We start from the raw sequence: 20,721 nt of genomic DNA, 5'->3' as shown, positions 1-20,721 counted from the left end.
ATGTACAAGGTGTTTATTGTGGACGATGAGCCGTTCATCATTGAAGGCTTATACGATATTGTGGATTGGTCTTCGTTTGGTATGGAAATTGTGAGTCACGCAGGGAATGGGCAGGCGGCGTTACAAGCGCTCTCCTCTCAGCCTGTGGACATTCTGATTACGGATATTTCGATGCCGCTCATGAATGGTCTAGACCTGATTCGGGAAGCAAGGCGAGTGCAACCTGAGCTGAAGGTCATTATCCTCAGTGGTTTCAATGAGTTCGAATATCTGAAGGAAGGCATGCAGCTGGGAATCGAAAATTATCTGCTTAAACCGATTAATGTGGAGGAATTGGAATCCACGCTGAGCAACACCGCGTCCAAGCTAGATCATACGGTGTCACCTCAAGCCGATGATGCGTATGGCATCCAGATTCTGAAAGATAACATTCTTCATCGATGGCTTACGGGACAGATTGCAGCTACTGAATTTGAAGAACGTGCCCAATTTATGAATCTTTCGCTGGATGCACCGGACGTTGCTGTGGCTGTCTTGCGGGATAAAGAACAGACATCTGGTATGTTTGAACGTGTGGAAGAGATGTTGAGGGACAGACGCCATCTGAACGTATTTCATGATATCGATGGAGACATCGTCATTATTGCCAATATTCAGGGTACGAGCGACGAGGAGCGACAGTTGATGGATGGTCTTCAGGAATTATCTAATGCGATAACCGTAACACATCCTGCGGTACGCATTGGAGCAGGCAGGTTGATGAAGGGGCTGTACCATGCACCGACCAGTTATGCCGAGGCCAAAAAAGCACTCCAGTATGTGATGATTTATCCCGATCTTAAAGTGATCGACCATGCGATACTGGAAAGGTGCGGAAGTTCAACGGCGACCTTCTTCATCGATTGGAGGGAGTACGCCAAACTTATTTTGTCCCGGAATACAGAACAGCTTGCCGACCAGATTCGCATGGACTTTGAACAGCATCGCGATGGGCTTACACCTGGGGAGTTACAGAATACCGCACTGGAAGTGGTGATTCGCTTCAAAATGGAACTGGAGAGCATCAAACACTCGGATGAGTCTGCCATATACCAACAGGGGCTTCAACTTGTGCTGGACAGTGGCACTTTTGATGAGCTCGTGAGGGCACTTCAGCAGGTTGGGTCGCAGACCATCCAATCCCTATTGCAGGATTTGAAGAATCCGATTGTGAACCAGGTGCTTCAGCATATTGACAAACACTACGCAGAAGAGCTCTCCTTGAAGCTATTGGGTGCCCATTATCATCTGCATCCAGTGTATTTGGGACAATTGTTCCATAAGGAGACCGGGGAGACGTTTGCCGAATATATCAACAGATACCGGATTGAACGTGCGAAGGAGCATCTACGCAATTCGAATCTGAAGGTACATGAGATCGCCCGAAATGTAGGGTACTGGGAGACAGGGTATTTCTATAAACAGTTCCGCAAATATGTAGGAATTTCACCGACTGATTTCAAGGTGTTTGGTTAATTCGGTGACGGGCAGATCCAATTTTGCGGACGGAATCCAAGAGACATATCGGGAACAGAAGTGGCATGTGATGAAGATCATGCCATACGTTACCCGGCATGTCTCTTTCATGTAAGCGATTTATTTAAACAGGTACAAAATAGTTGCCCAAGGACGATTTCTCTTTAATTTGTACCTCGAAAACTTAAGTTTATCTTCTTTTTGTAAATGCTTTCATTCGATAAGGTTAAAGCAGTTAGTAAGTAGAGCCTAAGGGACCACGAAAAGGGAGGATCAAAGAAATGAGTAAACAAAGAAAACGCTTCTCACTCGTTCTTGCATTGTTAATGGCCGTTACGCTTGTTCTTAGTGCCTGTGGAGGAAGCAAAAGTGCTTCAGAATCCGGAGGAGCGGGAGATGACGCGGTCGAGTTGATCTGGTATACCATCGGTACCCCTCAGAAAGACGTCAACAAAGTGATGGAAGAAGTCAGCAAGTATACCAAAGAGAAAATTAATGCCACGGTAACGATGAAGATGGTTGACTGGGGTGACTACCCGCAGAAGATGCAGGTTAACGTAGCATCCGGTGAGCCAATGGATATTCTGTTCACCTCTTCGGGTGGATTCGATTATGTACAAAATGCAAGAAAAGGTGCGTTCCTTGAACTGGATGACTTGCTTACCGAATACGGTCAAGATCTCACCAAGACCATTGATCCTGCATTCCTCAGCGGTTCGAAGGTAGATGGACACAATTACGGAATTCCAGCCAACAAAGAGCTGCCTCAACAAGAGGTATGGCGCTTTAACCAAATGCTGGTTGATAAATACAAGCTGGACATCTCTGGCGTTCGTACGTTAGACAGTCTGGAGCCTCTGCTCAAAACGATCAAGGAAAACGAGGCGAGTGTAACACCATTTGCCATGGATAAGAACTATGTTCCTTACGTGCCATATGACTATGTCATTCAGAATCTGCCAATGGCAATCAAGCTGGATACAACAGATTATAAGCTCGTGAACATCCTGGAAACACCTGAAATGAAAGAAGCACTCACCACAATGCACAAATACTACAAAGCCGGTTATGTATCGGCAGAAGCGGCAACAACAGGTTCCACGAACGACCTGACAACATCGGGTAACTGGTTCCTGGATCGTGCACAGACTCAGCCGCTCGCAGATAATCAATGGTCTGCAAGTTATGGTTATGAAGTCGTTTCGACTCCAGCCAGTGATGCGATCATCACGAATACATCTGTACAAGGCTCCATCATGGCGATCTCGGCCAACTCGGAATATCCGGAGAAAGCGATGGAGTTCCTGAACCTGTTGAATACAGATCCTGTACTGCGCAATATGGTGGATTCCGGTATCGAGGGTACACACTACAAAAAAGTGGATGACACACATATGGAGAATCTGCCTGAGTCGAAAAACTACGATATGCCTTCATACTCCCTGGGGAATAACATGCTGCTCTTCCTGAACAGCAATGACCCGGACAACAAATGGGATGAGTTCAAGAAGTTCAATGCTGAAGGTGTCAATTCCCCGATCCTCAGCTTCAACTTCGATGCAAGCAATGTATCTGCTGAACTGACGGCGGTACAGAACGTGAAAGAGCAATATTGGGCAGCACTGATGACAGGTACACTGGACCCGGCGACTAATCTGGATCAAGTGATTGAGAAGTTCAATCAAGCCGGACTGGAGAAAGTAATGGCTGAAGCCCAAAGCCAGCTGGATGCCTGGAGAGCGGAAAACAAGTAACGGTACATCGTAAGGATCGGGCGGCTGCTTATCGCGTCCGGTCCTTTTTCATTCAAGCCTGAAGGAGGATCTCCATAATGACTACATTTTTGAAAAACCTGATTAGAAACCGAGTCATGCTGCTCATGGTGCTGCCAGGCGCCATCTGGTTCTTCTTCTTCTCCTACTTGCCACTCGTGGGCACCGTGGCTGCTTTTAAAGAATATCGCTTCAGCCGTGAAGGGTTCTGGGCAAGTCTGATGAAGAGTGAATGGGTAGGCTGGGACAATTTCAAATTCCTGTTCAGCACAAGTGATGCATGGCTCATTACACGCAACACCCTCTTTTATAACATCGCCATTATCTTCCTGGGACTGGTATTTGCTGTGGCATTGGCAATCCTGCTCTCGGAACTGGTTAATAAACGACTCGCCAAACTGTATCAAACGGGCATGTTCCTGCCGTATTTCCTTTCCTGGGTTATCGTTGGTTACTTCGCATTCAGCTTCCTGAGCATGGACCGCGGGATGTTGAATCAGATCATCGGCTGGTTCGGGATGGAACCGATTCAGTGGTACTCCGAGGCAAAATATTGGCCGTATATTCTGGTATTCGTAGCGTTATGGAAAACCATCGGTTATAGCAGCGTTGTCTATCTGGCTTCCATACTGGGGATTGATAAATCGCTCTACGAAGCAGCCATGATCGATGGAGCAAGTAAGTGGCAGCAGATTCGTAATATTACGATTCCGTTGCTGTCACCCATCATTACAATTATGACCTTGCTGGCCGTAGGCCGCATTTTCTATGCCGACTTTGGACTGTTCTATCAGGTGCCAAGGGATTCGGGTACGTTATATTCCGTGACAAATGTTATTGATACGTATGTATATCGTGGTTTGAAAACGAGCGGTGAGATTGGCATGAGTACTGCTGCCGGATTGTATCAATCTGTGGTGGGCTTTGTGCTTGTTATTATCTCCAACTATGTTGTGCGCAAAGTCGATAAAGACAGTAGCCTATTCTAGGACAAGGGAAAGGAGTGAACCACTATGGCTCAAGCAGGGCTTGTTAAAAAACGTGACTTCCACCACGTATCCAGCGGCTGGAACGTGATCATGAACATCATCGCCGGTCTATTCGCTCTGATCTGTGTATTTCCTTTTATATTTGTAGTCATCATCTCGTTTACGGACGAGAAAGCACTGGCCCGTGATGGGTATCGTCTGATTCCGGCAGAATGGAGTCTCGCGGCATATCAGTTTGTCTGGCAGAGTGGGGACACGCTGCTGCGGGCGTATGGAGTGACCATTCTGGTGACGGTACTCGGTACCATCATCAGTCTGATTCTCATGTCGCTGTACGCGTATGCGATTTCCCGCAAGAGCTTCAGATACCGGAGATTTTTCTCCATCTTTGCGATTCTGACGATGTTGTTCAACGGCGGGATGATTCCGACCTATATGGTCGTATCCCAGCTCCTTGGGTTGAAAGATACGTTATGGGCACTGATTCTGCCGCTGGCGATGAATGCCTTCTATATTATGATCCTGCGTACATTCTACTCCACCAGTGTACCGGATGCAGTCATTGAATCGGCGAAGATTGATGGCGCCGGTGAGTTCTATACCTTTATGAAAATCGTGATTCCACTCTCCTTGCCAGGGCTGGCAACCATCGGGTTGTTCAGTACACTCGGTTACTGGAATGATTGGTTCAACGCACTCTTATATATTGATAATCCGAATCTGGTGCCGCTGCAATCCATGCTGATGCGGATTGAGTCGAGCATCCAGTTTATCCAGCAGAACTCTGCTAACAGTTCAATGAGTTTGGCAGCCATGCAGTCCATTCCGCAGGATACGTCCCGAATGGCGATGGTAGTGCTTGCCACGTTGCCGATAATATTCGCTTATCCGTTCTTCCAGCGTTATTTCGTACAAGGTCTGACGGTGGGCGCTGTCAAAGAATAGCCGGATCACGCTATAGGATGGGAGAGATGCAGATTGATGACTTATAAGGATCAAAGCAAAGCCATAGAAGAACGGGTACAACACCTGTTGAGCCTGATGACGACGGAAGAAAAGGTAGGCCAACTTACGCAGCCATTTGGCTGGCAGACCTATACGAATGATCAAGGGAACATCACGTTAAATGAATCCTTTAAGCAGCAAGTGGAAAATGGGGGCATCGGCTCCCTTTACGGTGCGCTTCGGGCAGACCCTTGGACTGGCGTGACGCTGGAAAATGGACTATCCGCCAGAGAAGGCGCTGAGGCGGTTAACCTGATTCAACGCTATGCGGTGGAGCATTCCAGACTGGGGCTTCCCATCCTGATTGGGGAAGAGTGCTCGCATGGTCATATGGCCATTGACGGAACGGTATATCCTGTCCCCCTTTTACTGGGGAGCACCTGGAATGTGGATCTGTATCGGGAGATGTGCCAGGCAGTAGCACGGGAGACACGTGCCCAAGGTGGTGCGGTCACCTATTCTCCGGTATTGGATGTTGTGCGTGATCCGCGCTGGGGACGTACGGAGGAATGCTTCGGGGAAGATCCGTATCTCATAGGAGAACTGGCGGTTGCATCTGTGGAAGGACTTCAGGGTGAAAGTCTCGACCGTGGAGATACAGTGGCGGCAACGCTGAAACATTTTGTAGGTTACGGCAGCTCGGAAGGTGGACGCAATGCAGGACCTGTACATATGGGCTGGCGCGAACTGCTGGAAGTGGATCTGTATCCATTCCGTAAAGCGGTGGAAGCTGGGGCTGCGTCGATCATGCCAGCGTACAACGAAATTGATGGCACACCTTGCACCGTGAATACGGAACTGCTGGAAGATGTTTTGCGTAAGGATTGGGGCTTTGACGGTCTGGTCATTACGGATTGTGGTGCGATTAATATGCTGGCAAGTGGGCATGATGTCGCGGCAGATGGAATGGAAGCTTCCATACAGGCGATTGAAGCAGGCATCGATATGGAGATGTCCGGTGAGATGTTCGGGCAATATCTGGTGCAGGCGTTAACAGAAGGCAAGCTTGATGTGCAGGTTCTGGATCAGGCTGTCTCTCGCGTGCTGGCGTTGAAGTTCAGACTGGGCTTATTCGAACAGCCTTACGTGGATGCCGATCGTGCAGCAGAAGTCATTGGCAGTAAAGCGCATGTTCAGCTGGCACGACAGTTGGCTGCGGAAGGCGTTGTACTTCTCAAAAATGAGGCTGACACGTTACCTCTATCGATAGCAAATGTGGGTCGGATTGCCGTCATTGGTCCCAATGCGGATCAGGCCTACAATCAACTGGGTGATTACACGTCTCCGCAACCGAAGTCGAAAGTGGCGACGGTACTGGATGGGATTCGCAGTAAGCTGGCTAATCATGTGGAAGGGCAAACGGAAAAGAGTTCTGTTGGTCCTTTGAGTGGTGACAGCAGTATGGATGAGGTGTTATATGCACCAGGCTGCCGGATCAAAGGTGATTCGAAAGAAGGATTCGAGCGTGCGATCGAAGTTGCCAGTCAAGCGGATACGGTCATTATCGTGGTTGGCGGTTCCAGTGCACGTGACTTTGGAGAAGGAACGATTGATCTTAAGACGGGTGCTTCCAATGTGTCCGATAACTCCTGGAATGATATGGAGTGCGGCGAAGGGATCGACAGGATGACGTTGGGTCTTGCCGGAGTACAGCTGGAGCTCATTCAGGAGATTCATAAGCTCGGCAAGAAACTTGTCGTTGTGTACATCAATGGTCGTCCTATCACTGAGCCTTGGGTAGATGAACATGCCGATGCAATTCTGGAGGCGTGGTATCCGGGTCAAGAGGGCGGGCATGCCATTGCAGATATTCTATTCGGTGATGTGAATCCATCGGGTAAATTGACGATCTCCATTCCGAAGCATGTTGGTCAGTTACCGATCTACTATAACGGCAAACGTTCCCGCGGCAAAAGGTATTTGGAAGAGGATTTAGAGCCACGTTATGCATTTGGATACGGACTTAGCTATACCACATTTGAGTACAGCGAACCGAAACTGAGTGCTGAGTCTATGACAGCTGGTGATACGGTTACGGTATCGGTGAATGTGACCAATACTGGACGTTATGCAGGTGCAGAGGTTGTACAGATGTATATATCTGACGTGGTCAGTTCGCTGACTCGTCCCGCCAAGGAACTTAAGGGATTTGCGAAAGTGAACCTGAAGCCTGGAGAAACACAGATCGTGGAATTCCACATCGGGGCCGAGCAGCTGCAGTATATTGGTCGTGACTTGAAGCCTGTTGTTGAACCGGGACAATTCCATATTCATATCGGCAGCAGCGTAAACGATACGCAAATGGCCGAACTGATTGTAAGGGAGGCGTAAGATTTTGGAACGTATCAGACGATTTATTCGCGAGTTGTCCGAACATCAGTGGCTGGAGCAATTACAACTGCGCAGTTGGGACATTACCCGCGCTTATTATAATGTGCCAGGACAGTATGAGAATCAGGGTGAGTACCCGGAAGGGCAAGATTTTGAGCGTTTTCCGAGCAAACAGGGAACGACTTATTTCTTTAGAACACGTTTGGAGGTCCCTACAACATGGCAGCAAGCACCTTATGGACTTGTATTTGAAACCGGAGGCGAAGGTTTGCTGCGGGTGAATGGACATTCCTATCAGGGACTTGACCGCAATCATACCTACGTCACACTCGATCCATCCAAAGTCGGAACCACTCCGGAACTTGAGATTGAGATGTTTGATCCGGTACCTGAACCTGTAGACCCGTTGAATCAACAGGCGGTTATTCAGCCGCCGATCACATCAATTACGAGCCTGCTGGTGAGACCCAATGAAGCGGTTCGCAGTCTGATGTACACCGTTATTATTGTGCGTGATTCAGCTGTGCTGCTGCCCGAAAGTGACTTCAGGCGGGTTCGCCTGTTAGAACTGGTGTATCGTGCGATGGATCAATTTGTAGGCATGTCAGCAGAAGAGATTGAGCAGGGAGAGGGTATTCGTCAGATTGAGAATAATCTGAAGCATCATGTGCGTGAGATTGGCGGCAACGTGGAAGGTCTGGAGCATATGGTGGGACAGTCCCATATTGATATTGCCTGGCTGTGGCCTGTACGTGAGACGGTACGCAAAACGAGCCGTACCTTCTCCACCGTGGATGCACTCATGAATGAATATCCCGACTATGTGTATTCCCAAAGCCAACCTTTGTTATATGCATTTTTGAAAGAGCATGACCCTGAGCTGTACGCGCGGGTGAAGCAGCGGATTGTAGAAGGCCGCTGGGAACTGGTGGGCGGCATGTGGGTTGAGCCTGATCTGAACATTCCGAGTGGGGAGTCCCTGATTCGCCAGATGTTATATGGTCAGCGTTTCTATATGGAGGAGTTTGGCAAAACATCACAGATTGAATGGCTACCGGATACGTTTGGGTACTGTGCCTCCTTGCCGCAGATTTTGAAGCATGGCAATGTGGAATATTTCATGACGACGAAGCTCGGATGGAATGACACGAATGTATTTCCATACGATCTCTTCCACTGGGTGGGCATTGACGGCACACCAATTCTGTCTTACCTCAATCATGGTGTTAACGAGCATACGTTGCCGAAGGACATTCATGATCACTGGCAGTCCTACCGTGAGAAAGCGGCTCATCCGGAGCATATGCTTCTATACGGACACGGAGATGGCGGAGGCGGGGTAACACGCGAGATGCTGGAGTATGTGGATCGCGCAGACCTGATGGTTGGGCAGCCTGCAAGTCGATATAGCTCAGCTGGAGCTTTCTTTGCCGGAATCGAAAAAGAACAGCCTGTACTTCCGAAGTGGCATGGTGATCTGTATCTGGAGTTACACCGGGGAACCTACACGACACATGCGCGTAACAAGCGCAACAATCGGAAAGCGGAGGTTCTGTATCGTGAAGCTGAGCTGTGGAATACACTCGCTCAACCAGATATGGAGACGGACGCCGAAGCTCAAGTGCGTTCAGCGCTGCATGACGGCTGGAAATTAATTTTGCTGAATCAATTCCACGATATTATACCGGGATCGGCGATTACGGAATCCTACGTCACTTCGAATGAGGAATATGTACAGGTATTCGAATTGGGTAGAACTGGATTGAGTCAAGGCGTTGCAGCATTAACAACCGGTATCAACACACAGGGGCCAGAAGGTTCCGTGGCCTATGTTGTGTTCAACAGCTTGGGCTGGAAACGGAGTGCAGTCGTTCAACTTCCTGTGCAGGATGGCTTTGATCGCTACGGGATTGATGAAGAAGGCCAGCGCCTGCGAATGGATCGGGAGGATGGCAGCATGTCCATTCTCGTGACAGACATACCTGCGTTTGGATATAAAACGATTTGGCTGGTACCGGAAAATACAAGGGAAACGAATGTACGGGAAATGAAGAACCTTGCCGCACAACCAACCTTTAAAGATACATGGGATACTGCCTTATATCATGTGCAGTTCAATGAATGTGGGGAGATCATCCGCCTGTGGGATAAAACCGCAGAGCGTGAGATGTTGAAGCCGGGTGAACGGGGCAATCAACTTCACTTCTTCCATGATCGTCCGACGCTCTGGGATGCATGGGATATCGACAGTCGTTATGAAGAGCAGATTGCTGGCGAAGTGGAGCTGTTGGAGAAAAAGCTGGTGCTGGCGGGTACAACGAAGGATGTATTGCGCTTCCGCTGGAAGCTTCATCAATCGGTGATCACACAAGATATCGTCTTTTATCATGACTCACGGCGAATTGACTTCCAGACACAGGTGAACTGGAACGAGAATCACAAACTTCTGAAAGTTGGCTTCCCAATTGATGTGGTGACCTCCAAAGCGACATTTGAGATTCCATTTGGTGCACTGGAACGTCCGACGCATCGCAACACAAGCTGGGAACAAGCCCAGTATGAAGTGTGTGGACATCGCTTCGCGGACGTGTCCGAATACGGATACGGCGTGAGCCTGCTCAATGACTGCAAGTACGGGTACGACGTGCAAGGAAGCACGATTCGTTTGTCCTTACTTCGTGCACCCAAATGGCCGGATCGCACGGCTGATCTGGGAGAACATGAATTCACGTATTCCCTATACCCACATGACGGAGACTGGCGAACTGCACACACCGTACGTCAGGCTGCCGAACTGAATCATGAGGTGACGGTACAGCAGGTGAACCAAGGGCAACAGACGGAGCAGGTACAACAGATGGGGCAGAGGGATCAAGTACAACAAAGCGCAGGAGCCGAAGGCGATCCAACTGCAACCACAAATGCAAATGCCGCACCTGTACGCCCAGCAACAGGCTCCTGGATTAACTTTAATAGTAATCACGTCATTCTCGATACGGTCAAAATGGCAGAGGATGGGCACGGAACAGTCCTTCGTTTCTATGAATCATCAGGCAAACGCGAAAACATCACATTGCAATGGCCGCATGCCTTTGAGCAAGCCTATCACTCTAACGCACTGGAAGAACCGGTCCAACCACTGGCTCATACCCATGGCCAGATTACACTATCTTTTAGACCTTACCAAATACAAACCGTGCTACTGCGGTAAACCTTTTTGAAATATTTCGAGCTATATATGTCCAGCTCTTTATTCACACGTTAACGGAGAGGACAGAAATAACCAGAAGAAGCGAAGCGTTCGCCTCAAAGCTTTCTGAAAGAAAGCTACATCGGAAGCATACCCTATCCTCAGATTTTACCCTTTAGAAAAGGGAATCAAAAAAATCTGGGGATAACAGCGATCGGAGGATATTTCTGACCGCGCAGTGGTCCTGTGTAAATTTTTTGTTTCTTTATAGCTACACCATTCAATTTGTTTAAGGAGTTGCACTCATCCATGGAACAGTTCAGATTACCCAAAATACCAATGCCGCCCGTCGCGTTGCCACAATCCATTCAGGCCGTGCTCGAAGAAGCGGAACAGAAACTGGCTCACCGACCAAAGCTGCTTCAATTATTCAAAAACTGCTTTCCTAACACCATTGAAACAACAACGAAGTTGATGGAGGACGGTACGACTTTTGTTATCACAGGAGATATTCCGGCTTCCTGGCTGCGTGATTCCGTGGAGCAGGTGGTACATTACATTCCGTTTGCCAAAGAAGACGAGGACCTGCAACGCATTATTGGCGGGTTAATTAAACGTCATATCCAGTATGTTCACATTGATCCGTATGCCAATGCCTTCAATGAGACAGCGAACGACTGGCACTGGAACACCACGGACGAGACCGAGATGTCACCTTGGGTGTGGGAACGCAAATTTGAGATTGACTCATTATGTTTTGTTGTACGCCTGGCCTATCTATATTGGAAGGAAACCGAGCTGACCGATATTTTTGATTCCAGCTTCAAGGCAGCGATGCGTAAAATCGTGGATCTATTCAAAGTCGAACAGCATCACATGGAACAATCTCCATATCGCTTTACTCGGAATAACGGTATCCCAACAGACTCCCTGCGCAATCACGGAAAAGGTATGCCAGTCAATTACACGGGCATGATCTGGTCCGGCTTCCGTTCCAGTGATGATGCTTGCGATTTCCACTACAATATCCCTGGCAACATGTTCGCGGTTGTCGCTCTGCGTCAGATGCAGGAGTTTGCCGAGTGGGTGTTCCGGGATATGGAATTCTTGCAGGAATTGAAGGATCTGGAGCAGGACGTGGATCACGGCATTCAGTTGTATGGTATTTATCGTCATCCCGAATTTGGACCGATCTATGCGTACGAGACGGACGGTTATGGCAACCACTGTCTCATGGACGATGCGGGTACACCGGGACTCATGTCCATTCCATATCTGGGTTACGTCACAGCGGATGATCCGATCTACCAGAATACGCGCCGCTTTGCTCTGAGCAAAGAGAACCCGTTCTATTATGAGGGCAAGGTTGCCAAAGGAATCGGTAGCCCGCACACTCCGCCCGATTACATCTGGCATATGGGCTTGTCCATGCAAGGACTGACTGCGCAGTCTGCCGAGGAGAAACTGGAGATTATTCGCATGCTTGAAGCGACAGATGCAGATACAGGTTATATGCATGAAGGCTTCCATGCCGATGATCCGACGATTTTTACACGTAAATGGTTTGCATGGTCCAACAGCCTGTTCTCCCAGTTGGTCTATAGATCCATGAAGGATGGCCTGTTATGAGTATCCAACCTAATAATAAAAAGCTGATTATCTTCGCTGATCCTGCGTTTCCAGTGGATGGCGCTTTTCCAACGGAGCAGGCTCTGAATACATGGAAAGCAGTCGAAGAGATCACTGTTGTAAACGCTGATGAACTTGCAGAGGCTTTGAACGCTACAGCAGGTGAAGGATGTCTAGTGAATCTGCACGCACCCTATTTCCCCAAATCCGCATGGATGGAGATTGCAGCTTATCTGCATCAGGGAGGGAGCCTGATCAGTGTTGGCGGTGCACCCTTCAAACGTCCGGTTCGATATGAAAATGAGGCATGGGTTGTAGAGTCAGAGCAGACCGCGTATCATCAGGAACTCTATATCCATGAGGCATTGAACGTATCTGCTGCCAACGTGCAATCGTACACGTCATCTGAATATATCCCGCTTCTTGCTGGTAAAGAGGGGATTTTCGAGATTTCAGATACATGGAATCTGGTTCCACATACAACCAAAACAAGTGATCTGCCTCACCAGATGGGTTCATCCGGCCCCATGAGTACGCAGATTTATCCATTACTTCGTGGCATGAGCAAGGATGGACGCAGCATCGCCGCTCCGGTCGTTCTGTGGGAAAACTCCCGCGGGACTTTTGTTGGTTCACGCTGGATGTTTGTGCATCTGCCGCTGACCCCCGCATTCTGGACTCAGGATGGTGCTGTCGAGATTGTAAAGTGGGCGCAATTCTGTGCGCAAGGTGTAACCGAGTTATCCCTGAAAACGAATTACGCTTCGTATGATCCAGATGAACGGGCTGTACTTACACTTCAAGGCCAGATTTTACAGCGTGCAGGCAGCAGGCGTACAACGTCTGAGCTGTGGACATTCGACATAACGGTCGAGCATGAGGATCGCACAAGTGGCACGACGGAAACGGTATGGAGCCATCAACTAGAGATGGAACTTTCCGGTGAGCAGCGTTTCGAACGTATACTTCTCCCGGTTTCCATTAAAAGTGGGTTGTATCTGATCGTATGCCACGCGCAGGCACCTGATGGAGAAGTTCGAACCTTGCGTCAAGGCTTCTGGGGACAAGATGCCGCATTGCTGGCAGAAGGGGAAGTGATTACCCGCAGCAGGGACTATTTTGTAAAAGATGGACGTCCTCTGCCTGTTGTGGGTATGACCTACATGACCTCGGATGTGGCACGGAAATTTTTATTTCTGCCCAATGCGGATGTCTGGGATCGAGACATGGCTCAGATGGCAAAAGCCGGCATCAACTGGATTCGCACGGGAATCTGGACCGCCTATCGCAACATGATGCAGGTGGACGGACATATGGCAGAGGATGTGCTTCGTGCCATTGATGCCTTTATTTTAACGGCGAAACGCCACAGCTTGCAGGTCACATTCACCTTTTTCTCCTTTACACCGGAGACATGGGAAGGCACGAATCCGTATTTGGACCCGCAGAGTGTCGAGGCACAGAAACGTTTCATCCGAAGCATTGTCAGTCGTCACACGCACACAACGCATGTGGACTGGGATCTGATTAACGAGCCATCGATGTTTGATCCGGTGCGTATCTTCTCAGCTGGCCCACGCTCGGCGAGGGATTTGTATGAACAGCAGGCTTATATCGCTTGGCTTGAGCAGCGGCATCAGACGATTGAAGCGTTGCAGGAGGCATGGAACATGTCACCGAAGCAGCTTCCCAACTTTGCAGCCGCGGTGATCCCGGAGCCGGAAGAGATTAATTTTGATGTACAGGACATGCACAAGGCCAAAAAAGGAACGCGCTGGCTTGATTACTGTCTCTTCTCTATGGAGATGCACAATGGTTGGGCTAGAGAGCTTGTAGGTACGATCAAGGATCTGGTACCGAATCATCTGGTTACCGTGGGGCAGGATGAAGCCCTTGGTGCGCAGCGTCCTTCACCTTTCTTCTATGAACGTGAAGTGGACTACACAACCGTGCATTCCTGGTGGTTGAATGATGATCTGATCTGGGACGGTATTTTCGCCAAAACGCCTCATAAGCCCAATCTCATTCAGGAGACGGGCATCATGTACGTGGAAACCCCCGATGGGCGAGCCAAGCGTACGGAGGAAGAGCTTCGTGGCATTCTCGAACGCAAGTACGCCTATGCTTTCTCGACAGGCGGTGCAGGAGCGGTGCAATGGATCTGGAACACCAACTTTTATATGGATAATGCCAATGAGTCTCATATCGGAGCCCTTCGTGCAGATGGTACGGAGAAGCCAGAGGCGGATGTGTCTTATGATTTTGGCCGATTCATGCATGGCATTCGTGATCTCTTTGAAGACCGCCAGCTGGAGGATATTGCAGTGGTGTTCCCGTATTCCAATGACTTCTCCAACCGTGCCCTGGCCTATGATGCGACAACGAAGCTGACCCGTGTGATGTCCTATGATCTGAAACTGCCGTTCCGTGCGTTATCCGAATATCATCTGGAAGCGTTGGAGCAGCAGCCACCGAAACTGATCATCGTACCGAGTCCGCACAATATGGACAGCGCTGCACTGTATCAATTGCTCACGTTCGCCGAGAAGGAAGGGACGAGTCTGCTGATTACCGGACCACTGGGACTGGACGCATACTGGAAAACAAGTGACCGGGCCGATCATATCGTAGGCAAACGCAGTCTGGGTAACGTGCAGCGGGAGGAATTGCTGAATATTAATGGCGTGAATCACCGGGTGACCTATGGACGGCGTCGTATCGCCGAGGTAGCGAAGGAGACGTTGCTTCATGGCGATAATGGTACACCAGATGAAGTACACGTTCTGCCTTTGGGCAAAGGGCAATTAATCTGGACCCCACTGCCGCTCGAGTTAAACGGACGGGATGAACCACTCGCTGAATTGTATCGTTATGCCACTGAGATTGCTGGCATCGAACAGGAGTTGGAATGGATATCTGGCGGGGATGTCGCAGGAATCTACGGGCGGAAGCTGAGTTTTCCAAAAGGGAATCTCTATGTATTCGTATCGGAGTTTGCCTTGAACCATGAGGTTCACGTAAGAGATCAACGTACAGGTGTATCGTACTCGTTCCAATTGGAGAAAAATCGTTCGGTTCTTTTTGCCACAGATGCTTCCGGAAAGCTGAATGGCGTGTATCGCCCGGATGAGGTTGAGATTGTAAACTAGACGAAAGAGGTGGGATAACACGATGACCAAGAAGAAGAGAGCACACATCATTTCACATACCCACTGGGATCGGGAATGGTACTTGCCGTATGAGAAGCATCATATGCGACTCATTCAGCTCGTCGATTCACTGTTGGATCAGCTTGATGAGGGATCAGACTATAAAAGCTTTTATTTGGATGGGCAAACGATTATCATCGAAGATTATCTTCAGGTTCGACCGGAGCAGAAGGAACGACTGGAGAAGCATATCCGCAATGGACGGATTGTGATTGGGCCATGGTACATTTTGCAGGATGCGTTTCTGACGAGTGGAGAAGCCAATGTGCGCAACATGCAGGTTGGACATAAGGATGCCAAGCGTTACGGAACACCTTCGAAGATTGGTTATTTTCCCGATACATTCGGATTGGTCGGACAGACTCCGCAGCTAATGCAGCAATCGGGCATTGATAATGTGTTCTTTGGGCGTGGTGTGAAGCCTACGGGATTTAATAATACGGTATCGGATGCCGGATATGAATCGAGCTTCTCGGAGCTGATGTGGGAAGGGCCAGATGGATCGAAAGTGCTCGGCGTATTGTTTGCCAACTGGTATTCCAACGGAAATGAAGTTCCAGTAGACGAGGAATCGGCCCGCAAGTTCTGGGAAACCAAGCTTGCAGACGCTGAGAAATATGCATCCACCAATGAGTTGCTGTACATGAACGGATGTGATCATCAGCCGATTCAGCGAGACTTGCCAGAAGCGATTCGCATGGCTGAGCAATTATATCCCGATATCGAGTTCATTCACTCGAACTTTCCGGATTATCTGAACGCCTTGAGAGCATCGGCTGAACATGAGTTGTCCACGGTCAAAGGCGAACTGCGCAGCCAACGTACCGATGGCTGGGGAACTCTGGTGAACACCGCCTCGGCTCGTGTGTATCTGAAACAGATGAACCAGCTGGGCCAGACCATGCTGGAAAAGGTGGCTGAACCCCTGGCAACCTATGCCTATCTGCTTGGGCATGACTATCCACATGATCAACTGACATATGCCTGGAAAACGCTGATGCAGAATCACCCACATGACAGCATCTGTGGATGCAGTGTGGATGAGGTGCACCGCGAGATGGTAACACGGTTTGATAAGAGCCGTCATGTGGCAGAGGCATTGATTGAAGAGAGCACTAGCCAGATTGCTACAGCTGTCGATACCTCCATCTTTGAGCGTTACGGCGAAAATGCCCGGCTTGTGGTGGTGTTTAATACAACGGGATGGGAACGCAGTGGTGTAGTTCAGATGGAACTGGACGCGGCTCGGTTGTATTTCCGGGATGGATATACATTGGAAGAGATGGCGACGCAGATGAAAGCCGTTGACCTGTCAGATCGCATACTGGTAGATGAAGAAGGTACGCAGATTCCATGTACGGTGGAGGATCTGGGTCTGCAATTCGGCTATGATCTACCGGATGATCGCTTCCGTCAGCCGTATAGCTGCCGGCGCGTTCGTATTCGTTTTGAAACAGAGAATGTAGCTGCATTGGGCTTGAAGACTTATGCTTTGGTGAACTCAGCGGATCGTGCCAAGAGTGGATCTCCATCGAAAACGACTACGCTGTTGCGTGGTGAACGTGGCATGGAAAATCAACACTTGATCGTCACGATTGCCGACAACGGTTCATTCACCCTCACAGATAAACGAACAGGCCGGACTTACAAGGACCTTGGCGTGTACGAAAATGTGGGCGATATCGGTAATGAATACATGTTCAAACAGCCAGAGAATGAAGTGGCATTGACAACACAAGCGCTTCAGGCTGAGATTCGGGTCCTTGAGGATACATCATACTTGGCCTCGTTCGAAGTGATTCATCATTGGGAAATACCGGAGTCGGCGGATGAGATGCTGGATCAGGAACAACGGGAGCTGATTTATTATCCATACCGCAAAGCCCAGCGATCAACTAAAATGATTCCGCTCCAGATCCGCACGGTTGTATCGCTTAGTCGTAGTGGAAAAGGCGTGCAAATGGAAACAACCTTCAACAATCAGGCGAAGGATCACCGGGTACGTGCTCTTTTCCCAACGGATCTTGTATCTGGAGTTCATCATGTGGATTCCATGTTCGAAATTGCAACGCGTGATAACAAGCCTGCACCAGAGTGGCAAAATCCAAGCAATACTCAGCATCAACAAAATTTTGTGGATGTGAGTGAAAAGGACGCCGGATTGGTCGTTGCCAATCTGGGCCTGAATGAATATGAAGTCCTTCTGGATGGACGCAATACCATCGCGGTTACGCTGCTTCGTTCTGTAGGCGAACTTGGAGATTGGGGCTTGTTCCCGACACCTGAAGCACAATGCCTTGGTGAACATACATTTAAGATCGAGATCATTCCCCACGATGGAAATGGTGCAGCGTCAGGTGCATATATTGAGGCGTATCAGTTCCAGGTTCCTTGGACGCTGGCACAAACCGAAGTACACCCGGGCTATCTGACACCTAACAACACACCGTTTGCATGGCAAGGGGACGGCTTGGCTTTTTCTTCGCTCAAGGTGAATGAGGATTCTGGTGATGTGATGTTCCGCTGGTTCAATATGACCACCGAGTCCGCTAACTTGAAGTTTGCTGCATCACAAGCGAATCCACAGCCATTCGAAACGGCATACAAGAGCAACATCCTGGAGGAAGAGGGCGAAATGTTTCATTCCCTCAGCATAGAAGAGGCATCAACATTATCATTTGCCAGCAAGGAATGGAACATACAGACAGGTTCATGCGAGATCGTTACTGTTGGCTTGCGCCGCTAATAAAGGTGGTTCAATAAGTCGGAAAACAGAGTTTTGAACACGTACTGTAAGGTAGAGGACTGCAAGTGTACTCTAAACTAGGGATCATGTACGGTGGTGGAAGGGTTACGCTATTTACCAGATGTATCAGTTGAGTTATTGGTTGTTTTTCTATAGAATGAACAGTAGAATTGCAAGTGATCCAAAGTTCCTATGCCATCAAGATGGTCACAGGTACACTTCAATTGTTCATTCTATATTGAAACATTAAGGGGGCTTGAAGCCATGGAATCCTTGGGAGGACTGCTTCAGCAGCTGAACCCTGCCTTTCGTGAGCAATCGCGGCGGATTGCGGCGGAGTTGATGGAAAATCCGTACGTACGCGAATTCCGCGCAGGTCATCCTGAACTGCAAGATGCACAGCTCATGACCGATCTGAGCAAGCTGTTTCAGTACGCCAAAGACTCAAAGAACTGTGCGAATTGTCCGGGACTCGACAACTGTCCTAACGATTTTCAGGGCCACTTTTGCAAACTGGAAGTAGAACATTTTAACGGTAAACCCGAAATCATAGATATAAAAGCGCCTTGTTCCAAACATATCGCCCGGCAAAATGAACATATCATTAAGCAACGTATTCGCAGTTTCTATGTGGACGAGCGTGCGCTCAGTGCCGGATACAACGACGTGGAGATCATGGGCAAGGATCGGATGCGTGCTCCGGCAGTGAATCAGGTGCTTCGTTATATTAGGGAGACCAAGGAGAACGGATTATCTCCGCAAGGACTGTTTCTCGAGGGAACTTTCGGGACAGGCAAGACGTTTCTGATGTGTTATCTGTTGCATGAACTGGCGGTTGCAGGCCACACGGGTGTCATTATCTATATGCCTGACTTTGTGGAGGATCTGAAATCCATGATCAGTGAAGGGCAGAAGCTGAAGGAAATGACGGATATTCTGAAAAGCTGTGATCTGCTCATCTTTGACGATATCGGGGCAGAGAATCTGAACCCTTGGGTTCGAGATCATGTGATGGGGTCCATTCTGAACTATCGGATGAATCGCAAACCAACGTTCTATACGTCCAATTACAATTTGGATGGGCTTGAAAAGCACCTTAGCTTTACCAACCGGGACGGCGAGGAATCGAATAAAGGGCAGCGTCTCATGGACCGGATTCGTCCATTTGTGGATGTCATCTCCGTTCGGGGTGAGAATCAGCGCGGCAAACGTTGAACCGACCGATCTAAATGAACGAAATGGTTCGAGACAAGCTTAATCTCCAAATCAAATTAACGGTAGAGCTTTTGATTGTATAAAATGAGCTGATTGCAATTAAGCTCTAAAGTAGTCCCAAAAAAAGCCTGGCTTTCGCATTGTCGCGAAAACCGGGCTTTTTTGGTCCTGCGTAAGCCTGAGTATCTTATTCGGTGATGAATTTGAAGATTACCATACCGAAAAAGATCACTGTCATCAGGCCGCCCATGCCGGCAACACCCACGATCAGATCAAAAAGATCGTTGCGGGGTTCCTCGTTCACATGTTCACGCGGGTCGCTGATCCGCACATTTGCGTCCATGTTATTGCCTCCTTATAGGGAATGACAGCTTGCCCGTATGGGGGCTGAAACCCGGAGTAATTTCAGTATACTTGGAAAAGAAAGCGTTTGTAAAGATTTTGCAGTTGGCAGGCCACATCCTGTAATTGTGAAGATTTGATGTTGAGAAGATGAACATTGTGGCGTTCAATTCACAAGTTTGACGTACCTGTGTTATACTGGAAGTGTCGTTCACGACGTTACAGGTTAAAATAAACCGTAAGTATATATAAGGAGGACAATTTCATGGCTATTGTTAACGTATCCGATCAATCCTTCAACGCTGAAGTAGAAGGCGAAGGAACGGTTCTTGTTGATTTCTGGGCGCCTTGGTGTGGTCCTTGTAAAATGCTCGCTCCAATCCTGGAAGAGCTGTCCACAGAAGTTGGCGATGCAGTGAAAATTGCTAAAGTTAACGTGGATGAAAATCCGGAATCTGCTTCCCGCTTCGGCGTAATGAGCATTCCAACTTTGATCTTCTTCAAAGACGGTCAACCGGTAGATAAAGTGGTTGGTCTGAACTCGAAAGATGCGCTCAAAGGAATTATCGCAAAACATCAATAATTTACAGGCTTACACATACGCCTCCGGTTTACATGCCGGGGGCGTTTTGCGTCGAATACCTTTATATAGGACAATATAAAGTAAAAATATATTTTACACTTCAATGTAGAGTACAGAACCGATCTGGAGAAGCGAAGTGCTCGCGTTTATCCCGGATTCATCTCTGATATATATTGGAACTAATTATTTACACAG

The 20,721-nt window shown here is 48.7% G+C and carries 12 protein-coding genes; 11 read left to right on the top strand and 1 reads right to left on the bottom strand.

The features are described 5' to 3' along the window. From MKX75_RS23770 to dnaI, 10 genes are all read left to right on the top strand, one after another. Positions 1-1,515 (top strand): response regulator transcription factor, encoded by a 1,515-nt coding sequence (locus MKX75_RS23770; protein WP_339167116.1) that lies wholly within the window; start codon positions 1-3, stop codon positions 1,513-1,515. Between the two features lie 281 nt (positions 1,516-1,796). Next, positions 1,797-3,269, top strand: coding sequence for an ABC transporter substrate-binding protein (locus MKX75_RS23765; protein ID WP_076333162.1), 1,473 nt, complete (start codon positions 1,797-1,799; stop codon positions 3,267-3,269). Positions 3,270-3,346: 77 nt separating this feature from the next. Then, on the top strand, positions 3,347-4,276 hold the full coding sequence (locus MKX75_RS23760; RefSeq protein ID WP_036605780.1) for an ABC transporter permease subunit: 930 nt from the start codon (positions 3,347-3,349) through the stop codon (positions 4,274-4,276). 24 nt (positions 4,277-4,300) lie between these two features. After that, positions 4,301-5,221 carry a carbohydrate ABC transporter permease gene (locus MKX75_RS23755; RefSeq protein WP_062837930.1) on the top strand — a complete coding sequence of 307 codons (921 nt, stop codon included), beginning with the start codon at positions 4,301-4,303 and terminating at the stop codon, positions 5,219-5,221. A 36-nt stretch (positions 5,222-5,257) separates the two neighbouring features. After that, positions 5,258-7,612, top strand: a complete 2,355-nt coding sequence (locus MKX75_RS23750; RefSeq protein ID WP_339170572.1) for a glycoside hydrolase family 3 N-terminal domain-containing protein — start codon at positions 5,258-5,260, stop codon at positions 7,610-7,612. Positions 7,613-7,616: 4 nt separating this feature from the next. Next, positions 7,617-10,823: an alpha-mannosidase gene (locus MKX75_RS23745; RefSeq protein ID WP_339167113.1), complete on the top strand. Its 3,207-nt coding sequence runs from the start codon at positions 7,617-7,619 to the stop codon at positions 10,821-10,823. A 288-nt stretch (positions 10,824-11,111) separates the two neighbouring features. Further along, positions 11,112-12,431, top strand: a complete 1,320-nt coding sequence (locus tag MKX75_RS23740; protein ID WP_339167111.1) for a glycoside hydrolase family 125 protein — start codon at positions 11,112-11,114, stop codon at positions 12,429-12,431. Then, positions 12,428-15,580, top strand: a complete 3,153-nt coding sequence (locus tag MKX75_RS23735) for a beta-galactosidase (RefSeq protein WP_339167110.1) — start codon at positions 12,428-12,430, stop codon at positions 15,578-15,580. Before MKX75_RS23740 ends, MKX75_RS23735 begins: the two co-directional genes overlap by 4 nt. A gap of 22 nt (positions 15,581-15,602) precedes the next feature. After that, positions 15,603-18,386, top strand: a complete 2,784-nt coding sequence (locus tag MKX75_RS23730; RefSeq protein ID WP_339167108.1) for an alpha-mannosidase — start codon at positions 15,603-15,605, stop codon at positions 18,384-18,386. 264 nt (positions 18,387-18,650) lie between these two features. Beyond that, positions 18,651-19,601, top strand: a complete 951-nt coding sequence (dnaI, locus tag MKX75_RS23725) for a primosomal protein DnaI (protein ID WP_062837925.1) — start codon at positions 18,651-18,653, stop codon at positions 19,599-19,601. Between the two features lie 187 nt (positions 19,602-19,788). Here the strand turns inward: dnaI and MKX75_RS23720 are convergent, their stop codons facing one another. Continuing rightward, on the bottom strand, positions 19,789-19,944 hold the full coding sequence (locus MKX75_RS23720; RefSeq protein WP_139331949.1) for a YqzM family protein: 156 nt from the start codon (positions 19,942-19,944) through the stop codon (positions 19,789-19,791). 264 nt (positions 19,945-20,208) lie between these two features. On the opposite strand from MKX75_RS23720, the gene trxA reads away from it, so the two are divergent. Then, on the top strand, positions 20,209-20,526 hold the full coding sequence (trxA, locus tag MKX75_RS23715) for a thioredoxin (protein ID WP_017692451.1): 318 nt from the start codon (positions 20,209-20,211) through the stop codon (positions 20,524-20,526). The last annotated feature ends 195 nt before the right edge of the window (positions 20,527-20,721 follow it).

The organism is Paenibacillus sp. FSL R5-0341 (assembly GCF_037975235.1).
GTDB lineage: Bacteria > Bacillota > Bacilli > Paenibacillales > Paenibacillaceae > Paenibacillus > Paenibacillus amylolyticus_A.
Note: the sequence above shows the minus strand (reverse complement) of the source record. Positions and strands in the feature narration are given on the sequence as shown.

Bases quoted from the DNA above. Each gene is read 5' to 3' on its own strand.
- MKX75_RS23770 (WP_339167116.1), top strand. From the start codon at position 1: ATGTACAAGGTGTTTATTGTGGACGATGAGCCGTTCATCATTGAAGGC.
- MKX75_RS23765 (WP_076333162.1), top strand. From the start codon at position 1,797: ATGAGTAAACAAAGAAAACGCTTCTCACTCGTTCTTGCATTGTTAATG.
- MKX75_RS23760 (WP_036605780.1), top strand. From the start codon at position 3,347: ATGACTACATTTTTGAAAAACCTGATTAGAAACCGAGTCATGCTGCTC.
- MKX75_RS23755 (WP_062837930.1), top strand. From the start codon at position 4,301: ATGGCTCAAGCAGGGCTTGTTAAAAAACGTGACTTCCACCACGTATCC.
- MKX75_RS23750 (WP_339170572.1), top strand. From the start codon at position 5,258: ATGACTTATAAGGATCAAAGCAAAGCCATAGAAGAACGGGTACAACAC.
- MKX75_RS23740 (WP_339167111.1), top strand. From the start codon at position 11,112: ATGGAACAGTTCAGATTACCCAAAATACCAATGCCGCCCGTCGCGTTG.
- MKX75_RS23735 (WP_339167110.1), top strand. From the start codon at position 12,428: ATGAGTATCCAACCTAATAATAAAAAGCTGATTATCTTCGCTGATCCT.
- MKX75_RS23730 (WP_339167108.1), top strand. From the start codon at position 15,603: ATGACCAAGAAGAAGAGAGCACACATCATTTCACATACCCACTGGGAT.
- dnaI (WP_062837925.1), top strand. From the start codon at position 18,651: ATGGAATCCTTGGGAGGACTGCTTCAGCAGCTGAACCCTGCCTTTCGT.
- MKX75_RS23720 (WP_139331949.1), bottom strand. From the start codon at position 19,944: ATGGACGCAAATGTGCGGATCAGCGACCCGCGTGAACATGTGAACGAG.
- trxA (WP_017692451.1), top strand. From the start codon at position 20,209: ATGGCTATTGTTAACGTATCCGATCAATCCTTCAACGCTGAAGTAGAA.